This is a genomic window from Streptomyces sp. SirexAA-E (genome assembly GCF_000177195.2).
Classification (GTDB): domain Bacteria; phylum Actinomycetota; class Actinomycetes; order Streptomycetales; family Streptomycetaceae; genus Streptomyces; species Streptomyces flavovirens.
On the sequence record NC_015953.1, the window covers coordinates 6,974,836 to 6,993,297 of the forward strand.

The 18,462-nt window shown below is 72.2% G+C and carries 17 protein-coding genes; 7 read left to right on the forward strand and 10 right to left on the reverse strand.

Features of this window, described 5'->3' with window-relative positions; all coding sequences use genetic code 11:
* Nucleotides 1–7 precede the first annotated feature (7 nt).
* Both SACTE_RS30430 and SACTE_RS30435 read left to right on the forward strand, forming a co-directional pair.
* The gene (locus SACTE_RS30430) at nt 8–1,984 is read left to right on the forward strand and encodes a metallophosphoesterase family protein (protein WP_014049859.1); all 1,977 of its coding nucleotides are present in this window, start codon (nt 8–10) and stop codon (nt 1,982–1,984) included.
* Nucleotides 1,985–2,060: 76 nt separating this feature from the next.
* On the forward strand, nt 2,061–3,137 hold the full coding sequence (locus SACTE_RS30435; protein WP_014049860.1) for a DUF916 domain-containing protein: 1,077 nt from the start codon (nt 2,061–2,063) through the stop codon (nt 3,135–3,137).
* Between the two features lie 158 nt (nt 3,138–3,295).
* Here the strand turns inward: SACTE_RS30435 and SACTE_RS30440 are convergent, their stop codons facing one another.
* The 3 genes from SACTE_RS30440 to SACTE_RS30450 all read right to left on the reverse strand — a co-directional run bounded on the left by SACTE_RS30440 (nt 3,296) and on the right by SACTE_RS30450 (nt 6,313).
* A complete protein-coding gene (locus SACTE_RS30440; RefSeq protein ID WP_014049861.1) occupies nt 3,296–4,186 on the reverse strand; it encodes an SDR family oxidoreductase in 891 nt (296 codons plus the stop codon).
* Between the two features lie 173 nt (nt 4,187–4,359).
* The gene (locus SACTE_RS30445) at nt 4,360–5,007 is read right to left on the reverse strand and encodes a LysE family translocator (protein WP_014049862.1); all 648 of its coding nucleotides are present in this window, start codon (nt 5,005–5,007) and stop codon (nt 4,360–4,362) included.
* 79 nt (nt 5,008–5,086) lie between these two features.
* A complete protein-coding gene (locus tag SACTE_RS30450; protein WP_014049863.1) occupies nt 5,087–6,313 on the reverse strand; it encodes a cytochrome P450 in 1,227 nt (408 codons plus the stop codon).
* Nucleotides 6,314–6,821: 508 nt separating this feature from the next.
* Between SACTE_RS30450 and SACTE_RS30455 the strand changes: the two genes are divergently transcribed.
* Both SACTE_RS30455 and SACTE_RS30460 read left to right on the forward strand, forming a co-directional pair.
* Nucleotides 6,822–7,043 carry a DUF6480 family protein gene (locus SACTE_RS30455; protein ID WP_014049864.1) on the forward strand — a complete coding sequence of 74 codons (222 nt, stop codon included), beginning with the start codon at nt 6,822–6,824 and terminating at the stop codon, nt 7,041–7,043.
* 136 nt (nt 7,044–7,179) lie between these two features.
* On the forward strand, nt 7,180–8,364 hold the full coding sequence (locus SACTE_RS30460) for a zinc-dependent alcohol dehydrogenase (RefSeq protein WP_014049865.1): 1,185 nt from the start codon (nt 7,180–7,182) through the stop codon (nt 8,362–8,364).
* Between the two features lie 63 nt (nt 8,365–8,427).
* Here SACTE_RS30460 and SACTE_RS30465 read toward each other — a convergent pair whose 3' ends face one another.
* The 3 genes from SACTE_RS30465 to SACTE_RS30475 form a co-directional block, all read right to left on the reverse strand.
* Nucleotides 8,428–8,817: a MerR family transcriptional regulator gene (locus tag SACTE_RS30465; RefSeq protein WP_014049866.1), complete on the reverse strand. Its 390-nt coding sequence runs from the start codon at nt 8,815–8,817 to the stop codon at nt 8,428–8,430.
* Between the two features lie 236 nt (nt 8,818–9,053).
* Complete coding sequence (locus SACTE_RS30470) at nt 9,054–10,079, reverse strand: NADP-dependent oxidoreductase (protein ID WP_014049867.1); 1,026 nt, start codon at nt 10,077–10,079, stop codon at nt 9,054–9,056.
* A gap of 344 nt (nt 10,080–10,423) precedes the next feature.
* Nucleotides 10,424–11,458 (reverse strand): helix-turn-helix domain-containing protein, encoded by a 1,035-nt coding sequence (locus SACTE_RS30475; RefSeq protein ID WP_014049868.1) that lies wholly within the window; start codon nt 11,456–11,458, stop codon nt 10,424–10,426.
* Nucleotides 11,459–11,746: 288 nt separating this feature from the next.
* On the opposite strand from SACTE_RS30475, the gene SACTE_RS30480 reads away from it, so the two are divergent.
* A complete protein-coding gene (locus SACTE_RS30480; RefSeq protein ID WP_176724300.1) occupies nt 11,747–12,676 on the forward strand; it encodes an NADP-dependent oxidoreductase in 930 nt (309 codons plus the stop codon).
* A 75-nt stretch (nt 12,677–12,751) separates the two neighbouring features.
* Here the strand turns inward: SACTE_RS30480 and SACTE_RS30485 are convergent, their stop codons facing one another.
* Nucleotides 12,752–13,267: a hypothetical protein gene (locus SACTE_RS30485; protein ID WP_019993211.1), complete on the reverse strand. Its 516-nt coding sequence runs from the start codon at nt 13,265–13,267 to the stop codon at nt 12,752–12,754.
* A 118-nt stretch (nt 13,268–13,385) separates the two neighbouring features.
* On the opposite strand from SACTE_RS30485, the gene SACTE_RS30490 reads away from it, so the two are divergent.
* A complete protein-coding gene (locus SACTE_RS30490) occupies nt 13,386–13,907 on the forward strand; it encodes a GNAT family N-acetyltransferase (protein WP_019993212.1) in 522 nt (173 codons plus the stop codon).
* Between the two features lie 278 nt (nt 13,908–14,185).
* Complete coding sequence (locus SACTE_RS30495; protein WP_014049872.1) at nt 14,186–15,385, forward strand: oxygenase MpaB family protein; 1,200 nt, start codon at nt 14,186–14,188, stop codon at nt 15,383–15,385.
* Between the two features lie 112 nt (nt 15,386–15,497).
* On the opposite strand, the gene SACTE_RS30500 is transcribed toward SACTE_RS30495, so the two are convergent.
* From SACTE_RS30500 to SACTE_RS30510, 3 genes are all read right to left on the reverse strand, one after another.
* Nucleotides 15,498–16,682 (reverse strand): TetR/AcrR family transcriptional regulator, encoded by a 1,185-nt coding sequence (locus tag SACTE_RS30500; RefSeq protein ID WP_014049873.1) that lies wholly within the window; start codon nt 16,680–16,682, stop codon nt 15,498–15,500.
* A 116-nt stretch (nt 16,683–16,798) separates the two neighbouring features.
* Nucleotides 16,799–17,890: an NAD(P)-dependent alcohol dehydrogenase gene (locus tag SACTE_RS30505; protein ID WP_014049874.1), complete on the reverse strand. Its 1,092-nt coding sequence runs from the start codon at nt 17,888–17,890 to the stop codon at nt 16,799–16,801.
* Entirely contained in the window at nt 17,887–18,384 is a 498-nt protein-coding gene (locus SACTE_RS30510) for a DUF4334 domain-containing protein (RefSeq protein ID WP_014049875.1), read from the reverse strand. The genes SACTE_RS30505 and SACTE_RS30510 overlap by 4 nt, the downstream gene beginning before the upstream one ends.
* Nucleotides 18,385–18,462: the final 78 nt, after the last annotated feature.

Genomic DNA, 18,462 nt, shown 5'->3' on the forward strand with positions numbered 1-18,462 from the left:
ACACTTCATGAGATCGAACTCCTCCCGACAGGCCCACGGGCCCGTCCGGCGCCGTGTGGCCACCGGTGCCACCGCCGCTCTCCTCGGTCTGACCGTCGCCTTCGCGGGCGGGCAGACCACGCCCGCCGGTGCGGCCGAGTCCACCACCGCCTCCGGCATCGTCCTGGGCGTCGGTGCCGACGAGACCCAGCGCACCGTCAGCTGGTACTCCGCCGCCGACACCGCCCAGAAGGTCCAGCTCGCCCCCACCGCGCAGCTCACCGGTGGCGCGTTCCCGGCCGACTCCGCCACCTTCGACGCCCTGGGCGCCAAGAACATCGCCACCAGCGGCGGTTACAACCACCGCGCCACCCTCACCGGCCTCAAGGAGAACACCGCTTACTCCTACCGTGTCGGCACCGAGGGCAACTGGTCCCCGGCGTACTCCTTCACGACGCAGGACTTCGAGGGCGAGTACGACTTCCTGTTCCTCGGCGACCCGCAGATCGGCTCCTCCGGTGACCTGGCACAGGACCAGGCCGGTTGGCAGGACACCCTGGACGTGGCCACCAAGGCCAACCCGAAGGCCGAGATCCTGGTCTCCGGCGGCGACCAGGTCGAGAGCGCCAACAACGAGTCCCAGTGGAACTCCTTCCTGGCACCCGACCAGCTGCGCCAGTACCCGTGGGCGGCCACCATCGGCAACCACGACGTCGGCGGCAAGGCGTACGAGCAGCACTTCTCGACGCCGAACACGGACCGCTCGGGCGGTCTGTACGCCAACGGCGACCCGGCCTCCAACACCTCCGGCGGCAACTACTGGTACATCTACAAGGATGTGCTGTTCATCGACCTCAACAGCAACAGCTACGCCACCTCCCAGGGCGGCGGGGGCGACGAGGCGCACACCAAGTACGTCACGGACGTCATCAACCAGCACGGTTCCGAGGCCAAGTGGAAGGTGCTCGTCTACCACCACTCGATCTACTCACCCGCCTCGCACGCCAAGGACAAGGACAACAAGGCCCGCCGGGTCGACTTCCCCACCACCTTCTCCAAGCTGGGCGTCGACCTGGTCCTCCAGGGCCATGACCACAGCTACTCGCGCAGCTACCTCATCAAGAACGGGGAGAAGGCCGACCCCGAGGAGCAGCCCGGCGCGGCCGACGTCTACCCCGGCCCCGGCGGCGTCCTCTACGTCACGGCCAACTCCGCCTCGGGCTCGAAGTACTACGACATCACCGCGCCCGACTCCAGCGGCACCAGCGGCGCGGGCAACGGCGCCGACCCGCTGAACCCGGACCGCTACTGGTACAACTCGGTCCAGAACCAGGAGCACGTCCGCACCTACGTCAAGGTCCAGGTACGCGACGAGAAGCTCGTCGTGGAGAACATCCGCAGCGGCAACTGCGACGCCCCCAACTCCCAGGTCTCGCAGGGCGACTGGTGCAAGAACACCACCGCCGCCCAGCCGGTCGGCTCGGTCGTCGACAAGGTGAGCGTCCACCCGTACAACGGTGACGGCCAGTCCCTCCAGGTCAACGTGCCCAAGGCGGCTCCGGGCGAGTTCGGCTGGACCATCGACGGCTACAACGGCCTGGTGGACCTCGGCACCGCCAAGGAGGAGAACGGCGACCACTTCACCGCCTCCGGCAAGATCAACCCCATCCTGGTGTCGGACACCCGCCGCTCGCTCTCCCCGTGGGCGGTCTCGGCGGACGTGAGCGCCTTCAAGGACGCCGACAAGACGTTCGCGGGCTCCTACCTCGGCTGGACGCCGTACGTCCTCGACCAGGGTGCCGGTGCCAAGGCCGGTGCGCAGGTCCCCTCCGGCTACGACGGCAAGGGCGAGGGCCTGGCCGTCTCCCGCGGCCTCGGCTCCGCCCCCCAGGGGCACGCCCGCGGCACGGCCAGGCTGGGCGCCGACCTGGACCTGAAGATCCCGGACTCCGTCCAGAAGGGCGGCTACCGCGCGACCCTCACGATCACCGCGCTGAGCAGCTGACCGTCCCCGCTCCACCGGCGTGGCAGGCTCCGGTCCGCCGGAGCCTGCCACGCCCCCGTTCCGAGAGAGACCCGAGATGCACGCAGTGGCACCCCCTCGCCGTACCACCCCCGCCCTCCTGGGCGTCGTCCTCCTCACCCTGCTCACCGCCCTGGCGCTCGCCGGCACGTCCACCGGGCAGGCCCGGGCGGCCGAGGGCGAGGTCACCTGGACGGTCCGGACGGCGGCCAACGGATTCGGTGACGACCGGCCGAGCTTCAGCTACGGCGTCAACCCGGGGGGCAAGGTCGAGGACGCCATGGTCGTCGCCAACCACGGCACCGACCCGCTGCGTCTCGCGGTCTACGCCGCCGACGGCTACACGACCGAGAAGGGGCAGCTCGACCTCCTCACCCAGGAGAAGAAGTCTCCCTCCATCGGCACCTGGGTCCACGCCACCGGTGACAGCGTCGAGATAGCCCCCGGCAAGAGCGCCGAGATCCCGTTCACGGTGGAGGTCCCGCGCAACGCCACCCCCGGCGACTACGTGGGCGGCATCCTGACCTCCCTCAAGCAGCCCGGCGACACCGAGGGCATCGCGGTCGACCGCCGCCTCGGCATCCGGATCAAGCTGCGCGTCAGCGGAGCCCTGCGGCCCGCACTCGCCGTCGAGGACCTGCGCGTCGGCTACGAGGGCTCCGCCGACCCGTTCGCCCAGGGCGACGCCACGGTGACCTACACCCTCCACAACACCGGCAACGCCCTGCTCTCCGGCACCCAGAAGGTCACCCTCACGGGCCCCTTCGGAACGCTGAGCACGGACGCCGGCGACATCGCCGCACCGCCGGAGCTGCTGCCCGGCGAGCGCTGGAAGGTCACGGTCCCGGTCCACGACGTCACCCCGGCCTTCCGGCTCGAAGCCGCGGTCACCGTCACCCCGCTCATCACCGACGCCGCCGGCTCCACCACCGCCCTCGATCCCGTCCGGGCCACCGCCCACGGCTGGGCCGTCCCCTGGACGCTCCTGCTGCTCCTGCTCCTCCTCCTGGCCGCGGCCGTCACGGCGGTCGTACTCGTCCGGCGGGCCCGCGCCCGCCGCGCACGGCGCGAGGACGAGCGGGTGCGCGAGGCGGTGGACCAGGCCCTGCGGGAGAAGACCGGCCGACAGACCTGACCGGGCCCCGACGCCCGGTGTGCTTACGGGGCCCGCCCGTGCGCCTGCGGCCGAGGACCGGAACGCCTCATGGACGCGGGCGGTCCGCCCGACGGTCTCCTGTACGGCGGCCCGGTACGGCCCTCCGTCTGCCGGGGCGCGCCGACGGACAACGAGCTTCAGCCCTTCGCGCCACCGTGCGCGTCGAAGTCGGCACGTCCGCCCGCGCCCAGCAGCCCCGTCGCCTCGAACGCCGCCTTCTTCTTCAGCCTCGGCAGCTCCCGCTCGGAGAGCATCGTGACCACTGGTGGCATGGCGGCCCTGACCAACTGCGTGGCACGGAGCCAGGCGGGCGCGTACACGGCGGCGCTGCGGTGCTCGACCGCCCGCACCATGCGCGCCGCCACCACCTCCACGGGATAGACCTTGCGCGCGGGCCGGGGCATGTGGCCCCGCAGTTCCCGCAGCACGGGATGCTGGTCGGCGTCACGGATCATGTCGGTGTCGGTCCAGTTCAGGTAGGCGATGCCCACCCCTACGCCCTCGTGGGCGAGTTCGGCGCGCAGCGCGTGCGCGAACGACTCGACGCCCGCCTTCGAGGCGCAGTAGGCGCTCATCATGGGTGCGGCACCGATGGACGCCAGGGACGCGATCTGCAGGTAGTAGCCGTGCGTCGCCCGCAGATGGGGCAGGAAGGCACGCGCGCTGATCGCGCTGCCGATCAGGTTCACCTCGATGACACGCCGCCAGCTCACCGGATCGGACTCGGCGAAGGGGCCGCCCTCCGCCACGCCCGCGTTCGCGACGAGGACCGACGCCGGACCGAAACGGGCCCGCACCTCGTCGGCCACCCGCGCCATGCGCGCCTCGTCGGTGATATCGGCCTCCCAGCAGCCCGCCGGACCCGGGATGGAGTCCCGCACCTCGGCCAGCGTGGACTCCTCGCGCCCGAGCAGCGCCACCGTGGCGCCCCGGCGTGCGAGGTCCCGCGCCATCGCCGCACCCAGACCGCGTGCCGCGCCGGTCACCACGGCGACGCGGCCCCGCAGCGGATCAGTTGTACCCGCCATGTGTACCTCCTGAAGGATCTGCCCCCCGGCGGCGCCGCACGCCGACGGCCGGCGGGCGGTGTTCCCACCTAAGCACCCGCGCCCCTCCGCCGTCGGGCGGAGAGGCGCACACGGGGGGCGGCTCCCGTTCGCTCCGGGGGCCTCGCCCGCACGTGCGCGGGCGGCCCCGACGATCAGGCAGCGGTGGCGACGGCGACGCCGATGGCGATGAACAGCCAGCCGGTGGTCAGTTCCCAGCGGCGACGCACGGCGGGCCGCGCGAGGAGGGCCCGCAGTCGGGCGGCGACGCCGACCACGGCGAACCAGTAGGCGACCCCGATCAGGACGTCGAGGGTGCCGAGGAAGAAGATCCCCCGGGTCATCGAACCGCCGCCGTCGACGAACTGCGGCAGGACGCCGAGGAAGAACAGCGCCGCCTTGGGGTTGAGCACATTGGTCAGGAAGCCCTGGGCGAAGCCGGTGCGCGGACCTCTCTCACGGTTGCCGCCGGATCCGGCCTCCTCGTGCGCTGTGGCCCCGTCCGCCCTCTCGGCAGTCCGCCGCCGGGCGGTGAGGACCGCACGGACACCGAGGTACACGAGGTAGGCCGCCCCGCAGTACGCGACCGCGTCGTAGACGGCGGGGGAGCGGGCGGCGACGAAGGACAGCCCGAGTGCGGCGGCCAGCATGTGCACGCACAGGCCGCTCTGCGCGCCCAGCGCCGCCGCGCGCCCATTCGAGGGGTGCTCGGCGGCCGATCTCACGACGAGGAGGAAATCCGGGCCGGGGACCAGGTAGGCCACGAGCACCACACCGAGGAATCCCACGAGATCGACCGACATCTCACCGCCTCCGTCCCCCCGCTCGTCGGTCTGACGGGGCGTCGTCCGGGCCACGCGTGGCCTGCCGCTGGGCCTGCTGTCAGGCCTGGACGCCGCTCATCACGAAACCGCTACGGGGCCGGGTCGGCACGCGCCGCAGCGGAATGCGCAGGTCCTGCTCGGGAACGTCGTACTCCAGCCGGGCCAGCTTCGGGCCCAGGGCGCACAGGAGAGCCAGCGTGATGTCCTCCCCGGGGCACCGGTGGCCGGACTCGGCCTCGCCCCCGCCTTGCGGAATCAGCTCGTCCCGGCCGGGCTCGCGGCCGACGAACCGCTCGGGCGAGAAGACGTACGGGGCCTCCCACAGCTCCGGGTCGTGGTTCTGGCCGTAGACGTCGAGCAGCACCATGGTCCCGGCAGGGATCTCCTCGCCCTGCCACCGCAGATCCGCGGAGGCCAGGCCGCCGAGGAACGGTGCGAAGGGATAGAACCGGCGGACCTCCTGGGCGAACGCGAGCGCGTAGGAGGCGTCACCCGCGGCCAGCCGTTCACGGACGGACGGCCACCGGTGCATCGCGTGGGCGCCGAAGGTGAGGAACCAGGACACGGCCACGGTCGGCCGGATGACGTTGAGGAGCTCGACGGCGGCCGTACGGACGTGAAGGAGGGCGCCGTCGTCGTCCCGGTGGGAGGCCACGCTTGTCAGAACCGAGCCGTCGGGCACGCCCTCAAGAGCTTCCGGCGACCGGTATGTGCTGATCAGCCGACCCAGACGGTCCTCCTGGCGGTCGCGGGCCCGGCGGGCGCGCCAGTGCCGGGGTCCCGCGGTGGCGAAGCCGTCCACCATCGCCACGAGGTCCTCCGCCAAGGCGTCGTCCCGCCCGATCTCACCGGGTAGGCCCGCCCAGGAACAGACGGCCCGGGTCAGCACCTTGCTCATCTCGTCGAAGAGCACGACCTCCTCCCGGCCCGCCCACTCGGACCGCGCACCCTCCCACTCCTCCTCGGCGTGGCGGGCCAGCGAGGCGACCCGGCCACGGTCCTTGAGCAGGGAGACGAACAGTGCCTTGCGCGCCCGGTGCTGCTCGCCGTCGAGGGTGTGGACCGCCCCGCGGCCGAACAAGGTGTCGATGACCGGCTCCGGCAAGGCCGACCGACGAAGCACATGAGCTTCGTCGTAGAAGAAGGAGACCGCTTCCGGTCCGTGCAGGACGATCGCCGGCTTGCCCAGGAGGCGGGTCCGGACCGGGGCGAAGCCGCTCCTGCGCCGCCGGTCGGGAAGCCAGGCGTATCCCTTGGTCAGCAGGGCGAGCGAACTGTCGCGCATGGTGCCTCCGTGCCTCAGATGTCGTCCGTGTACCGATCGCGCCGCACACTGCGGGCGCGTCACGGCGGGTGCCCTCGGCCCCGGAGGCGAAACTCGGGCGGCCGGCCCCACACGTCGGACCGGTGCCGTACACGGTGGGGAGCAGGTCCATCGTTGGCCGCTTGCCGATGGAGTGCGCATCATGGTTCGTGACCGGTCTCGCCGACGCGGACCAGCCGGATCCTCGTGCCGGGCGGGGGTGATCCGTGGGAAGCCGGGCAGGTGGGTGGCCGAGCACGTCCGTCCCGTGCCGGGCCCCACCGAGGCCGACTTCTCCCACCGCGCCGACATGGACGACACCCGTATCGGACAGCAGGACAAGGACGACCCCGCCCGGGTCGCGCGACAGGCCCTGGACCCCTTTTCGCGGGCAAGGACAAGATCGTCACCGGGTCCGCCGAGACCAAGGCGGCGCGTCTGGACGGGGGTACTCCGGTAGGCCCCGTATTGATCGGGTACGTGCACCTGTATGAGCACAGGCAATCCCGACCCCGACCCGCGCAACACACCCGGTCTCGAGCCCGGTGGAGGCGTCCCCCCGGGCGAGACGCCGCCGGCCGAGGGAAGCACCTCGGAGGCGGGGCCCCGGCACGCGTCCCCCGGTGGGTGGAGCAAGGGGCCGCTGACCGCCATCCTCGTGGTCGTCGTCCTGGTGGCCGCCTTCTTCCTCGCCTACGCCCTGCTCCTCTGAGCCCCTCGGCGGGGCACGCCCCCGCCCGGCCGCCGGAGAGGGCGGACAGGCGGACACGCCGACCGGGGGCGGGCGGTCAGCCGCGTGGCGAGAGATTTCGAAATATCGCGATATACCTCCTGAAAGGAGTCGGATCATGCGCGCACTGACCTGGCAAGGCAAGAGGGACGTCCGGGTGGAGACCGTTCCCGATCCCCGGATCGAAGACCCGACGGACATCATCGTCAGGATCACCTCCACCGGGATCTGCGGCTCGGACCTCCACCTGTACGAGGTCCTCGGCCCCTACCTCGACCCGGGGGACATCCTCGGCCACGAGCCCATGGGCATCGTGGAGGAGGTCGGCCCCGAGGTGACGGCCCTCGCCCCCGGGGACCGCGTGGTCATCCCCTTCAACGTCTCGTGCGGGCACTGCTACATGTGCGACCGGGGCCTGCAGTCCCAGTGCGAGACCACACAGGTCCGCGCACGCGGCACCGGGGCCTCTCTCTTCGGCTACACCAAGCTCTACGGCCAAGTGCCCGGCGGACAGGCGGAGCTGCTGCGGGTCCCGTTCGGGAACAGCCTTCCGATCAAGGTTCCGCACGGACCGGCCGACGACCGTTTCGTCTACCTGTCGGACGTACTGCCCACCGCCTGGCAGGCCGTGGAGTACGCGGCGATCCCGCCCGGCGGCACGGTGACCGTCCTCGGTCTCGGCCCGATCGGTGCGATGGCCGCCCGGATCGCCCGGCACCGGGGCGCCGGTCTGGTGGTGGGCGTCGACCTCGTGCCCGAGCGCCTGACCCGCGCCGCCGCGCACGGAGCGAAGTGCCTCGATCTCCGTCGGCACGGCAAGGACATCGGCGACGCCATCCGCGATCTGACGGACGGACGGGGCACCGACGCGGTCATCGACGCGGTGGGCATGGAGGCGCACGGCGCCCCCGTCGCCAAGGCCGCGCACGGCGCGGTGGGGCTGCTGCCCGACGCCCTCGGGGAACGCCTCATGGAGACCATGGGCGTCGACCGGCTGGCGGCACTCCGGGCGGCGATCGACGTGGTGCGCCGGGGTGGCACGATCTCGGTGTCCGGCGTCTACGGGGGAGCGGCCGACCCGCTGCCGATGCTGACCATGTTCGACAAGCAGATCCAGCTCCGGATGGGCCAGGCCAACGTCTGGCGGTGGGTCGAGGACATCCTGCCGCTGCTCACCGACGAGGACCCGCTGGGCGTCGACGACTTCGCCACGCACCGGCTGCCGCTCGAAGAAGGCCCCCAGGCGTACAAGACCTTCCAGGACAAGCAGGACGGGATGATCAAGACCCTGCTGGTGCCCTGAGCGCCGAGGAAGGTCCCGCTGCCGTGATCGCCCCGTGCCGGGTGGTCACGGCAGCACTTTCGGTCAGCCCTCCCCGGACGGTCGGCCCTCCCCGGACGTACGCCGCGCCAGGCGCTCGCGCAGTCCGACCAGCCTGTCGATCTCCGCGTCGAGGGCCGCGAGTCTGCGCCGGACGATCCCGGACGAGGACGCGCCCGAGGCGTCGGACCCGCACCGCGGCGGCGGGTCCTGGGTGAGCAGATGCAGACGGTCGGCGCAGCCGCGCAGGTCCTCGACGGTGAACCCGAGAGCCAGCAGCTCGCGGATGACACGGACTCGTGCCAACTCCTCCGGTCCGTAAGCACGCTGACCGGAGGCGGTACGGGCCGGCGGGGGCAGCAACCCGCGCTCCTCGTAGAACCGCAGCGCCCTGGGCGTCGTGCCGACCGCCGCCGCCGCGTCACCGATCCGCATCCTGAACCGCTCCCCGCCCTCTGTCCGCCCGAAGCCGCGTGGCGGGTCGTCGGGCCGTCCTAGGGCTTGTTTCGAAAGTCCCGCCTGTCCGGCGACGCCTGGCACGCACCCTCGCGGCGTTGTCGGGATCACCCCGATACATCCAGTATCGGGGCGACCCTCCGCCTTGCGATCGCACGCACCAGACGCCGCCGGCCCCGCCCTCCGGGCGGACGGCGCTACTTTCGAAACAAGCCCTAGAGCTCCACGACGACCGCCCCGAAATGTCTGCCCTCGATCATGTCCCGCAACGCCCCCGGTGCGCGGTCGATGCCCGAGATCCGTGTGTGCGGGAAGGAGATCTCACCGGAGCGCAGCCACGCGCCGAAGCGACCGGTCCACTCCCCGTCCACGTCGGGGTGGTCCGCGCCGCTGTACCCGCGCAGCGAGACGCCCTTGAGGACGACGCGGAAGGCGTCGATCTCCACCGGTGCTCCGCCGTCGGTCCGTTCCGCCGACATCTGCCCCGACAGGGTTCCGACCAGGGCGAACCGCGCGCCCTGCCGTGCCGCGCCGAGCGCCGCGACCAGTTGCTCCCCGGCGACGGTGTCCACCAGGACGTCGATGCCCTCGGGGGCCGCCTGTGCCAGCTGGTCCGCGACGGGCCCGGCTCCTCGCAGGACGACCGCGTCGTAGCCGAGTTCGGCGACCAGCCGTCCGGCCTTCTCCGGTGAGCCGGTACTGCCGATCACCCTCGTCGCGCCCAGCAGCCGGGCGATCTGCCCGGCCAGGGAACCCACGGCCCCCGCTGCCCCGGTGACGAAGACGGTGTCCCCGGGACGGACTTCGGCGAGGCGGGTCAGCGCTCCGTAGGCTGCCGACCCCGGGGACAGGTGGGCGACCGGGTCGGGGAGGGTGTCGTCCGCGCGGGCACACCCGGCGGCGGGCACCAGGGCGTACTCCCGCCAGCCGAGCAGGTGGACGACGGTGTCACCGGTGCGCAGCGGGCTGCCGGCCGGTGCGGTCACGACCTCGCCGACGGCAGGACCGAACAGCGTATCCCCCTCGCGCAGTGGCGGCAGCGGCAGGCCGTCGGCCTCTTTGCCGACCAATGTGCGCAGACCGGGGAAGACCAGGAAGTACCGGTTCCTGACGAGAACCTGGTCCGGACCGGGCTCGGGCAGCGGCGTCTCGACGACGGCGAAGTGTTCGGACGAGGGCAGTCCCTCGGGGACGGCGGCGAGCCGGACCTCACGGGCGGTGCGGGGCGGTGCTGCGGTCATGGTCGGCCTCCTCGGCACGTACGGGGGCAGCGTCCCGGCGTGCCTCGGCCGCCGGGTGCGGTGACGCTAACCCCTGACGCGCACGTCAGGGTCAAGCCGGAACCCCGGCGTGGTCTTCCTGACCGGACGGGCCGAGACGGCCGGAGAAGAACCGTCGGCGGCACCGGCGAGTCCCACCTCAGGCGAGTGCGCCCTGTTCCCCTTCGCCCTGTTTCCCTTCCCTCAGCGACGTCCGGCGCCGTATCGCCACCAGGGCCGCCGCTGTCAGCAGGAGCGGTGTGAAGGCCCAGGGTGACCCAGCGTGGGAAGCGTCACGACGGGCGGATTCTCGACCCACGCCGTCGTCAGGCCCCTGTGAGGCGGCGTCCGCGCGGGCCCTGTCCGGTTGCGGCCGCTGATTCGCGCACGGAGGCCGGACCCGAGGCGCGGAAGGTGCGCCGGTACGCGGACGGGGCGACCCCCGCCTCCGCCGCCAGGTGCCGCCGCAGTGAGGTGGCTGTGGCGAAGCCGACCTCGTGGGCGACCCGCTCCACCGACAGATCGCTGGACTCCAGCAGGTGCCGCGCCCGCCGCAGCCGCTGCTGGGTCAGCCAGCGGCCGGGGCTCAGCCCGGTCTCCTCACGGAAGCGCCGGGCGAACGTACGGGTGCTCATCGCCGCATGTGCGGCCAACTCCTCCAACAGCAGGGGCAGTTCCAGCCGCTGCAGTGCCCAGTCACGGGTCGGCCCGGTGCCTGTTCCGCCGGTCGGCGGCAGTGGCCGCTCGATGTACTGCGCCTGCCCGCCGTCCCGGTACGGCGGCACGACGCAGCGGCGGGCGACCTGGTTGGCCACCTCGCTGCCGTGGTCCTGGCGCACCAGGTGCAGGCAGACGTCCACACCGCTCGCGGCCCCGGCTGAGGTCAGCACGTCGCCGTGGTCGACGAAGAGCACTCCGGCGTCGAGCTCGACCCGGGGGAACAGTTCCTGGAAGTGGTCGGTGAGCGCCCAATGGGTGGTGGCCCGGCGCCCGTCCAGGAGACCGGCGGCGGCCAGGAGGAATGCGCCGGTGCAGATGGACACCAGACGGGCGCCGGGCCGGACACGGGAGAGGGCGGCGAGGGCCTGCGGGTCCGGGACGGCGGCCGAGGCACGGGAGATCGCGTACGGGGGGATGACCACGGTGTCCGCCTCGGCCAGTACCTCGGGGCCGTTCCCGGGGGTCACGGTCAGGTCCGAGTCGGTCCGCACGGGCTGCCCGTCCACACTCGCGGACAGCACCTCGTAGCGGCCGTCGGCGGAGCCCAGGACCCGGTGCGGAATGCCGAGTTCGAAGGGGTAGACGCCGTCGAGGGCGAGGACGACGACCTTGTGGGCACCGGGCCGCGGGTCCGGCCGCATCAGCCGGTCCAGTTCGGCAGCGCGTCCGGCGGGGTCGGGGGCCCGCGAGGGCGCGGCGGACGACGGGCGGCCGGCGGGAGTGTCGGTGTCGGCAGGGCGGTGGGCGGTAAGGTGGACAGGCATGGCAAGAATGTATCGGAAGCTGACCTTCTTGCCATCGCCCCGGGGCGGACCTGCGGCGAGGATCGAGGCATGACTCCGACGCACACCTCCGAGACCCCCCATTCCCCGGACCCGGCGGCCGCCACGCAACCCCCGGCCTCCGCGGCCCCGCACAGCGCCCCCGTGATGCTCGCCCTGCACCAGACGGACCTCGGCGGCCCCGAGGTCCTGCGGCTGACCGAGCTTCCGCGGCCCGCCCCCGGTCCCGGGCAGATCCTCGTCGCCGTACACGCGGCCGGACTCAACCCCACGGACTTCAAGCACCGTGCCCAGAAGGTCTTCCTGCCGCCCCCGCCGATGACCCTCGGCTGGGACGTCTCCGGCACCGTGGTGGAGACCGGCTACGGCGTCACCCTCTTCCGGCCCGGTGACGAGGTGTTCGGCATGCTGCCCTACCCGTACGGAGCCGGCTCCCACGCCGAGTACGTGACCGGCCCCACCCGCGCCTTCGTCGCCAAGCCCGCCGGGATCGACCACGTCCAGGCGGCCGCTCTGCCGCTGGCCGCGCTCACCGCCTGGCAGGCCCTCGTCGAGACCGCGGACCTCCGCGCCGGGCAGCGGGTGCTGATCCACGCTGCGGCCGGCGGAGTCGGCCACCTCGCCGTGCAGATCGCCAAGGAGCGCGGCGCGCACGTCACCGGGACGGCGAGCGCCCCGAAGCACGACTTCCTGCGTGAGCTCGGCGCGGATGCCTGCGTCGACCACCGCTCCGAGGATTTCGCCGGAACCGAGGAGCGCTACGACGTCGTCCTCGACAGCCTCGGCGGGGAGACCGCCACCCGCTCCGTGGGCGTGCTCCGGCCCGGAGGCGTCCTCGTCTCCCTGCTGCCGGGGGCCGAGGACACCGAGGCCGCCGCGGAGAGGGCGCGGGTCCGCGCCGTCACCCTGCTGGTCGAGCACGACCAGGCCGGGATGCGTGCCGTCGCCGATCTCGTCGACCGGGGCAAGCTCCTCGCCCACGTCTCCGGCACCTTCCCCCTCGCCGAGGGCGCCCGGGCCCACGCGCAGGGGGAGACGGGCCGTACGACGGGGAAGCTCGTCATCACCGTTCGCTGAGGCGCAGTGATGCGGAGGCCGGCCCGCTGCGGCGTCGCCCGGTCGGCGAGCACGCGTGGCGGGCCGGCCCGGCGATCACGGACTGTTGATGTCGGTGACGCGCCAGACGGAACCGACGCGGTGGACACGGAGCCACGTGTAGCCCTGTGCGCAGTCGATGTCGACACGGACGGAGTCCGCGGTGTCCTGCGGGTCGCCGTCGGCCTTGTAGCTGGCCGACGCGTCGACGCAGGCGGCCTGGGTGAAGACGTACCGGTCGTCCGCCGCGAGCTCGGCGAAGGCCGCGGCGCAGGAGTTGCCGGGCGCGACTGCACGGAGCCGGGCGTCGGCCAGCCCGCAGGCCAGCTCCGCGTCACCTCGGGCGAGGGCCTGGGCGAACTGCTGCGCGGCGGCGGTGGCGGTGGACGCCGGTTTCACCGCGGAGGACGATCCTGCCGCCGGTGTACTTCCACCGAGGGCGGGCGCGGAGGCTTCCGATGCGGCGTCGGAGGGGCGGTGGTCGTCGGTGTCGCCGGTGCACCCTGAGACACCGATCCCTGTCAGTAAGAGGGCGGCCATGACGGTGAGGCGGGAGGCATGCTTGATGATCACCCGCGAAGCCTATGCGGGGCGGGGCGCGTTCTCACCGCGCCTCCGGGAATCGACGGGCGGCGTCCCCACGGATGGCCGCGTCGGGACAATTCGGTGGCGTGCCACCGCCGGGCTCGGCATGCTCCAGGCTGTGAGCACTGGACACGACCTTGCCGACGCCGCCGTCACCCTGCCCGTCGGCGTGCGCGATCTGTCGCCCCGGGACCTGCCGGCCTGCACCTGGTCCGGCTCGGCCACGCACCTGCGCAGTGTGGAACGAGAGCTGGCGCGCGCTGCACTCGGTGAGGTGGACTACCTCGCCGTGTGCACGCCGGTGGATCTGCCGGTGGCGATCGGCGGCATCGACTACCAGGCCCGGGAAGGAGCCGGAACCCTGTGGCAGCTGGCCGTGCTTCCGGCGCTGCAGGGGCGCGGCCTGGGGACGCTGCTCGTACGAGCCGCCGAACAGCGGGTGCGGCACCGCGGACTGCGCAGGGCCGAACTGGCCGTGGAGGAGGACAACCCCCGGGCTCGCGCGCTGTACGAGCGCCTGGGATATGTCGCGTACGGCCGCGAACCCGACGCCTGGGACGAGGAAGGGCCCGAAGGGTCGGTCCGCCGCCACGAGACGATGTGCGTACTCATGGCAAGAGACCTCTGAGCCCCTGCCCGGGGGCGGATTCCCGACGAGCGGCGGCCGGACGGCCGCCGCTCAGCTGTTTCCCGTCTCGGCCTGCCTGGTGGGGGCCAGGTCTGCAACCGGCCGGGCCCACGTCGCGGTTGCCCCTGCGGTCACGACCATTGCCCACGGGAACACACCTCGCTATGTTAATGAGAAATCACATCGTCATGACAGGACCCACCAGGTCTCGGGCACGCAACAGGCGGTATCTGGAAGCATCTAGGGGCATCCGTCTCGTCAGGGAAGCAGGAAAGTCAATGGAGAATCTCAGCAGACGAAAAGCCTTGTCCCTCGGTGTCGCTCTCGGCCTCGTGGGCGTGACGAACCCCGTCCAGGCATGGGCGTCGACGGGCTCGGCCGCCGGAGCCGACGAGGGGACAGGCCCGGAGTGGATCTGGGACGACGTGGCGGATCCTCTGATGGTCTCGATGCTCGACAACGGGCACGTACCCGCGATCAACACCGCGTGGGCGTCGTGGGTGAACAACGGCGATCCGCTGCCCGGCGGCCTGCCCGCCGAGTTCACCGCATACCTGCGGCAGGTCAACCAGCTGCCCTCCTGGGCCGACCCCGCCAAGCTGACCCGCGCCGCCGACTTCAACCGGCGCAGGGACATGTACCTCTTCATGCTCTACGGCCTCGGCAGCGGAATCATGAGCACCGTGATCCCGCGCGAGGCCAAGAGCGTCTACTGGTCCGCGGGCGGCGCCCAGATGCAGGACCGCGCGGCCAAGACGTTCACGTTCGGCTACGACCTGTCCCAGCTGGGGGCGTTCAAGCCGACGGGGCAGTTCGTCGTCACCGCCAACAAGACGCGCGTGGTGCACGCCGCGGTGCGTCACCTCCTGCCGCAGTCGCCGCACTGGCGGGCGGTCGCCGACGAGACCGTCCCGATCAGCGCCGCCGACATCCTGGTCACCTTCCACAGCCTCGGCACCTACGTGCACAGGAAGCTGCTCGACTGGAAGATCCCGTACCCGGTGGCGGACCAGGAGGCGTTCCTGCACTCGTGGCAGGTCGCGGTCCACCTGCTCGGCGTGCCCTACGAGCACATCCCCAGGACGTGGGCGGCCGCCGAGAAGCAGTCGGCGCAGGTGCTCACCCCGATCCTCAGCCCGTCGACGGAGGGCATCGCGCTGGCCGAGGAACTGCTCGGCCTGACCGCCCAGATCGACCTCGGCGTCACGCGAGGGTTCCTGAACGAGTTCGTGCGCTACGTCCTCAGCGACGAGGTCGGCGATTGGCTGGGACTGAAGCGCGACTACGTGTCGGCGGCCCTGGTCCGCACGGCCTGGCCGGCGTACATCCTGTTCCGTGAAGGGCTGTCGCCCGTCATGCCCGGCACCTTCTACATGTTCGACCAGTTCGTGCGCGCCCTGGGCATGCTGTTCCTCAACAAGGGTTCCTCCGGGTCCACCACCCCCATCACGATCCCCACCGGAAACAGGGCGGGCTGAGCCGCCGCCGCGACCTGTGGCCCGCCTCCCGGCGGAGAAGCCTGAGGGGCGGGCCCACACGTGACGTCGCGAGAGGCGCGGGGTCTCGTCGCGTGCCTGTTCTGACGGGGGCTCAGAGACCCAGCGAGCCCACGACCAGAGCGGTCACGGCCTCGCGGTGGTCAGGGCTGTCCCGCCACCCCAGTCGGCGTCCCGCCTCGACCACCACGCCGAACCCCGCGTGCACCAGCACCCTGGCCTGGCGCGGGTCCAGCTCCGGACGGGCCAGCCGCAACTGCTGCTCCCAGACGGCTATGTGCTCCCGCTGTGCGAGGACCAAGGGCCGCCGCAGGTCGGTCGGCAAGCCGGCGAGCTCGGCCTCGGCGACACTGTTGAGCTCGGTGTATTCGAAGCTGTAGGCCACATACGTCGCTGCCAGAGCGACGACGGCGTCATGCGGACGGGAAATCCCGCGCAGACTCTGCTCCACCCCCTGGGCGAGCAGCCCCGCCGCCTGGAGGCACGCCGCCGCCAGGATGTCGACCTTCCCGGGGTAGTGGCGGTAGAGCGCGGACGGGGTCAGTCCGACCGCCTCCGCCATCTGTCCGTTCGTGACACCAGCGAACCCGTCGCGCGCGAACAGCGGGACGGCGGCGGCGAGGATCTCCGCGCGCCGGGTACGCGGCACCGGCCGGGCGGGCAGCTGGACGGGGCGGACGCTCGGCCGGCCTTTCGCGGGATCGGTCACGGCCACGCGCAGCGCGGACGCCGACAGCAGTTCCTCGGCCCGGCGTTGGGCGATGGAGGTGCGGTGCATCGTGATGGACCCGATCGCACCCAGGGCCGCCACGGCTCGCAGGCGCTCGTCGGGCAACGGGTGTTCGCGCCGCACCGCCTCGTCGACCCGTGCGACGAGGCGCCCGAACTTCGCCCCGAGACGCCGGAGGTCCTCGCGGTTGAGGTAGCGGGACTCCCACCGGTACACGCCGCCCGACGCGCGATGCGTGACGGTGATCCGGGTGACGGCGGTGAGCACGTCCTTCAGGGGCGCCCCGGCCGGTACCTCGTCGAGCGCGGCGACCAGCCCGTCCACCATGACGTCGGCGCACTCGGCGAACAGCGCGTACTTGTTGGGGAAGTGCCGGTACAAGGCGGTCGCGGTGATGCCCACGGCGGCGGCCACCTCCTCCATGGAGGCGGAGTGGTAGCCGCGCTCACTGAAGACCCGCCCGGCCGCGTCGACGATGAGCTGCTTGCGGTTGCGGGGCCGAGCGGCCGCGGTCGTATCCGAACGGGTGGGCGGTGAGGCGGAGGCCATGCGGATCAGTCAATCACACGCTGTCACGCGGCCGGAGCGCCCGACGGGAGCCGCGCAGCGCGGGTGACCCGCACCGCTTCCCGGGCGGTTCCTCCGTCCGTGACACGGTCCGCCGGTCAGGCGAAAGTGAGGACGGGCTTGACCGCGCTGCCGTCCCTCATGGCGGCCACGGCCGCGCCGATGTCCTCGAACGGGAACGTGGTGACCAGCCGGTCGAGCGGGAAGAGACCCCGTCCGTACAGGCCGACGAGTTCCGGGATGAAGCGGCCGGGGTCGGAGTCCCCCTCGATCACCCCGTGGATACGGACACCTTTGGCGAGCAGGCCCATCACGTCGAACGTCACCTCGCCGCCGAGTCCGACGAGGGCGAGCCGGCCGAGCGGACGCAACGCGCCGACGGCCCGGCGGACCGTCTCCGGACGGCCGGTGGTCTCGACGACGTGGTGCGCACCGCCGTCGGTGAGGTCGCGCAGCGCCGTCACCAGACCGTCGCCGGGAGGCAGGGCCGCCGTGGCGCCGAGTTCGATGGCCAGGGTTCGGCGGGAGGCGACCGGGTCGACGGCCACCACCGGGTCGCAGCCCACGGCCACCGCGGCCATCAGCGCGCTCAGGCCGACCCCGCCCGCGCCCAGGACGACGAGCGAGGAACCCGGCTCGGGACGCAGCCGGTTGAGCACGGTGCCCGCGCCCGTCTGGCCGCCGCAGCCGAGCGGTGCGGCGACCGCGGCCGGCAGGTCCGAGGGCACCTTGACCACGCCGCGTTCGTGGACGACGGCGTGCGTGGCGAAGCTGGACTGACCGAAGAAGGCGGCGTGGAGCGGGGTCCCGTCGAGAGAGAGCGGAGAGGTGCCGTCGTCGCGGGCACCGGAGAGGTTCAGGGTCCGCGCGGAGCGGCAGTACGCCGGGTGGTCGGCCGCGCACAGCGCGCAGACGCCGCAACTGGCGAAGGTGAGGCAGACATGATCCCCCGGTGCGACGCCCGTCACCTCCGTGCCCACGGCCTCGACCCGGCCCGCGCCCTCGTGGCCGAAGACCATCGGGGTGAGCTTCGGGGGCCAGGTGTCCCGCATCCCCAGGTCGGTGTGACAGACGCCGACCGCGCTCATTCTCACCAGCACCTCGCGCGGCCGCGGATCCTCCAGGTCCGCGTCCCGGACGGTGAACGGTCCGCCGGGCGCCTCGACGACCATGGCGCGGACGCGCCTCACGAACCCTCTCCGGCGCGTGGGCCCTCGGAGACGCGCTCCAGGAAGAAGTAGAAGAAGGGCCCCTCTGCGGGCACCCCCTTGACGTTCATGATCCCCATCAGTGTGGAGCCGTCCACCCGCTTGAAGTGGTCGAGGACCGGCCGTCCGTCGTAGACCATGGTGGCCGTCGGCTCGCCGCGGAACTCGACGGTCCACAGACTGGCCTCGCCCTTGCCCAGTTCGCGGTTGGAGTACAGCTCGCCTGCCGAGTTCCGGCAGATCAGCGGCTTGGCGTCGTGCACGGAGGTGAAGGTCTTGCCGTACCAGCCGACTGTCGCGAGCGTGCCGTCCAGGGGATGACCGGTGCGGAACTCGCCGCCCTTCCACTCTCCGAGTATGTCCTCGGGGCGGACGGTGTCCAACGCCGCCCAGATCTCGTCCAGTTCGGACGGGACGACCGGACCGCTCCGCTCCCGGAGCTCCTGGAACCGGGCGCGGGCCACGATCACGTCCATGCGGGGGTGTCCTTTCGTCGGTGCTGCTGCCACAGGGGGGGCAACGTCACGATCCCGCCGGTGCGGGATCAGCGGGAG

Coding starts and splice junctions, on each gene's coding strand:
- SACTE_RS30430 (WP_014049859.1), top strand. CDS start 8: ATGAGATCGAACTCCTCCCGACAGGCCCACGGGCCCGTCCGGCGCCGT.
- SACTE_RS30435 (WP_014049860.1), top strand. CDS start 2,061: ATGCACGCAGTGGCACCCCCTCGCCGTACCACCCCCGCCCTCCTGGGC.
- SACTE_RS30440 (WP_014049861.1), bottom strand. CDS start 4,186: ATGGCGGGTACAACTGATCCGCTGCGGGGCCGCGTCGCCGTGGTGACC.
- SACTE_RS30445 (WP_014049862.1), bottom strand. CDS start 5,007: ATGTCGGTCGATCTCGTGGGATTCCTCGGTGTGGTGCTCGTGGCCTAC.
- SACTE_RS30450 (WP_014049863.1), bottom strand. CDS start 6,313: ATGCGCGACAGTTCGCTCGCCCTGCTGACCAAGGGATACGCCTGGCTT.
- SACTE_RS30455 (WP_014049864.1), top strand. CDS start 6,822: ATGAGCACAGGCAATCCCGACCCCGACCCGCGCAACACACCCGGTCTC.
- SACTE_RS30460 (WP_014049865.1), top strand. CDS start 7,180: ATGCGCGCACTGACCTGGCAAGGCAAGAGGGACGTCCGGGTGGAGACC.
- SACTE_RS30465 (WP_014049866.1), bottom strand. CDS start 8,817: ATGCGGATCGGTGACGCGGCGGCGGCGGTCGGCACGACGCCCAGGGCG.
- SACTE_RS30470 (WP_014049867.1), bottom strand. CDS start 10,079: ATGACCGCAGCACCGCCCCGCACCGCCCGTGAGGTCCGGCTCGCCGCC.
- SACTE_RS30475 (WP_014049868.1), bottom strand. CDS start 11,458: ATGCGGCCGGACCCGCGGCCCGGTGCCCACAAGGTCGTCGTCCTCGCC.
- SACTE_RS30480 (WP_176724300.1), top strand. CDS start 11,747: ATGCTCGCCCTGCACCAGACGGACCTCGGCGGCCCCGAGGTCCTGCGG.
- SACTE_RS30490 (WP_019993212.1), top strand. CDS start 13,386: ATGCTCCAGGCTGTGAGCACTGGACACGACCTTGCCGACGCCGCCGTC.
- SACTE_RS30495 (WP_014049872.1), top strand. CDS start 14,186: ATGGAGAATCTCAGCAGACGAAAAGCCTTGTCCCTCGGTGTCGCTCTC.
- SACTE_RS30500 (WP_014049873.1), bottom strand. CDS start 16,682: ATGGCCTCCGCCTCACCGCCCACCCGTTCGGATACGACCGCGGCCGCT.
- SACTE_RS30510 (WP_014049875.1), bottom strand. CDS start 18,384: ATGGACGTGATCGTGGCCCGCGCCCGGTTCCAGGAGCTCCGGGAGCGG.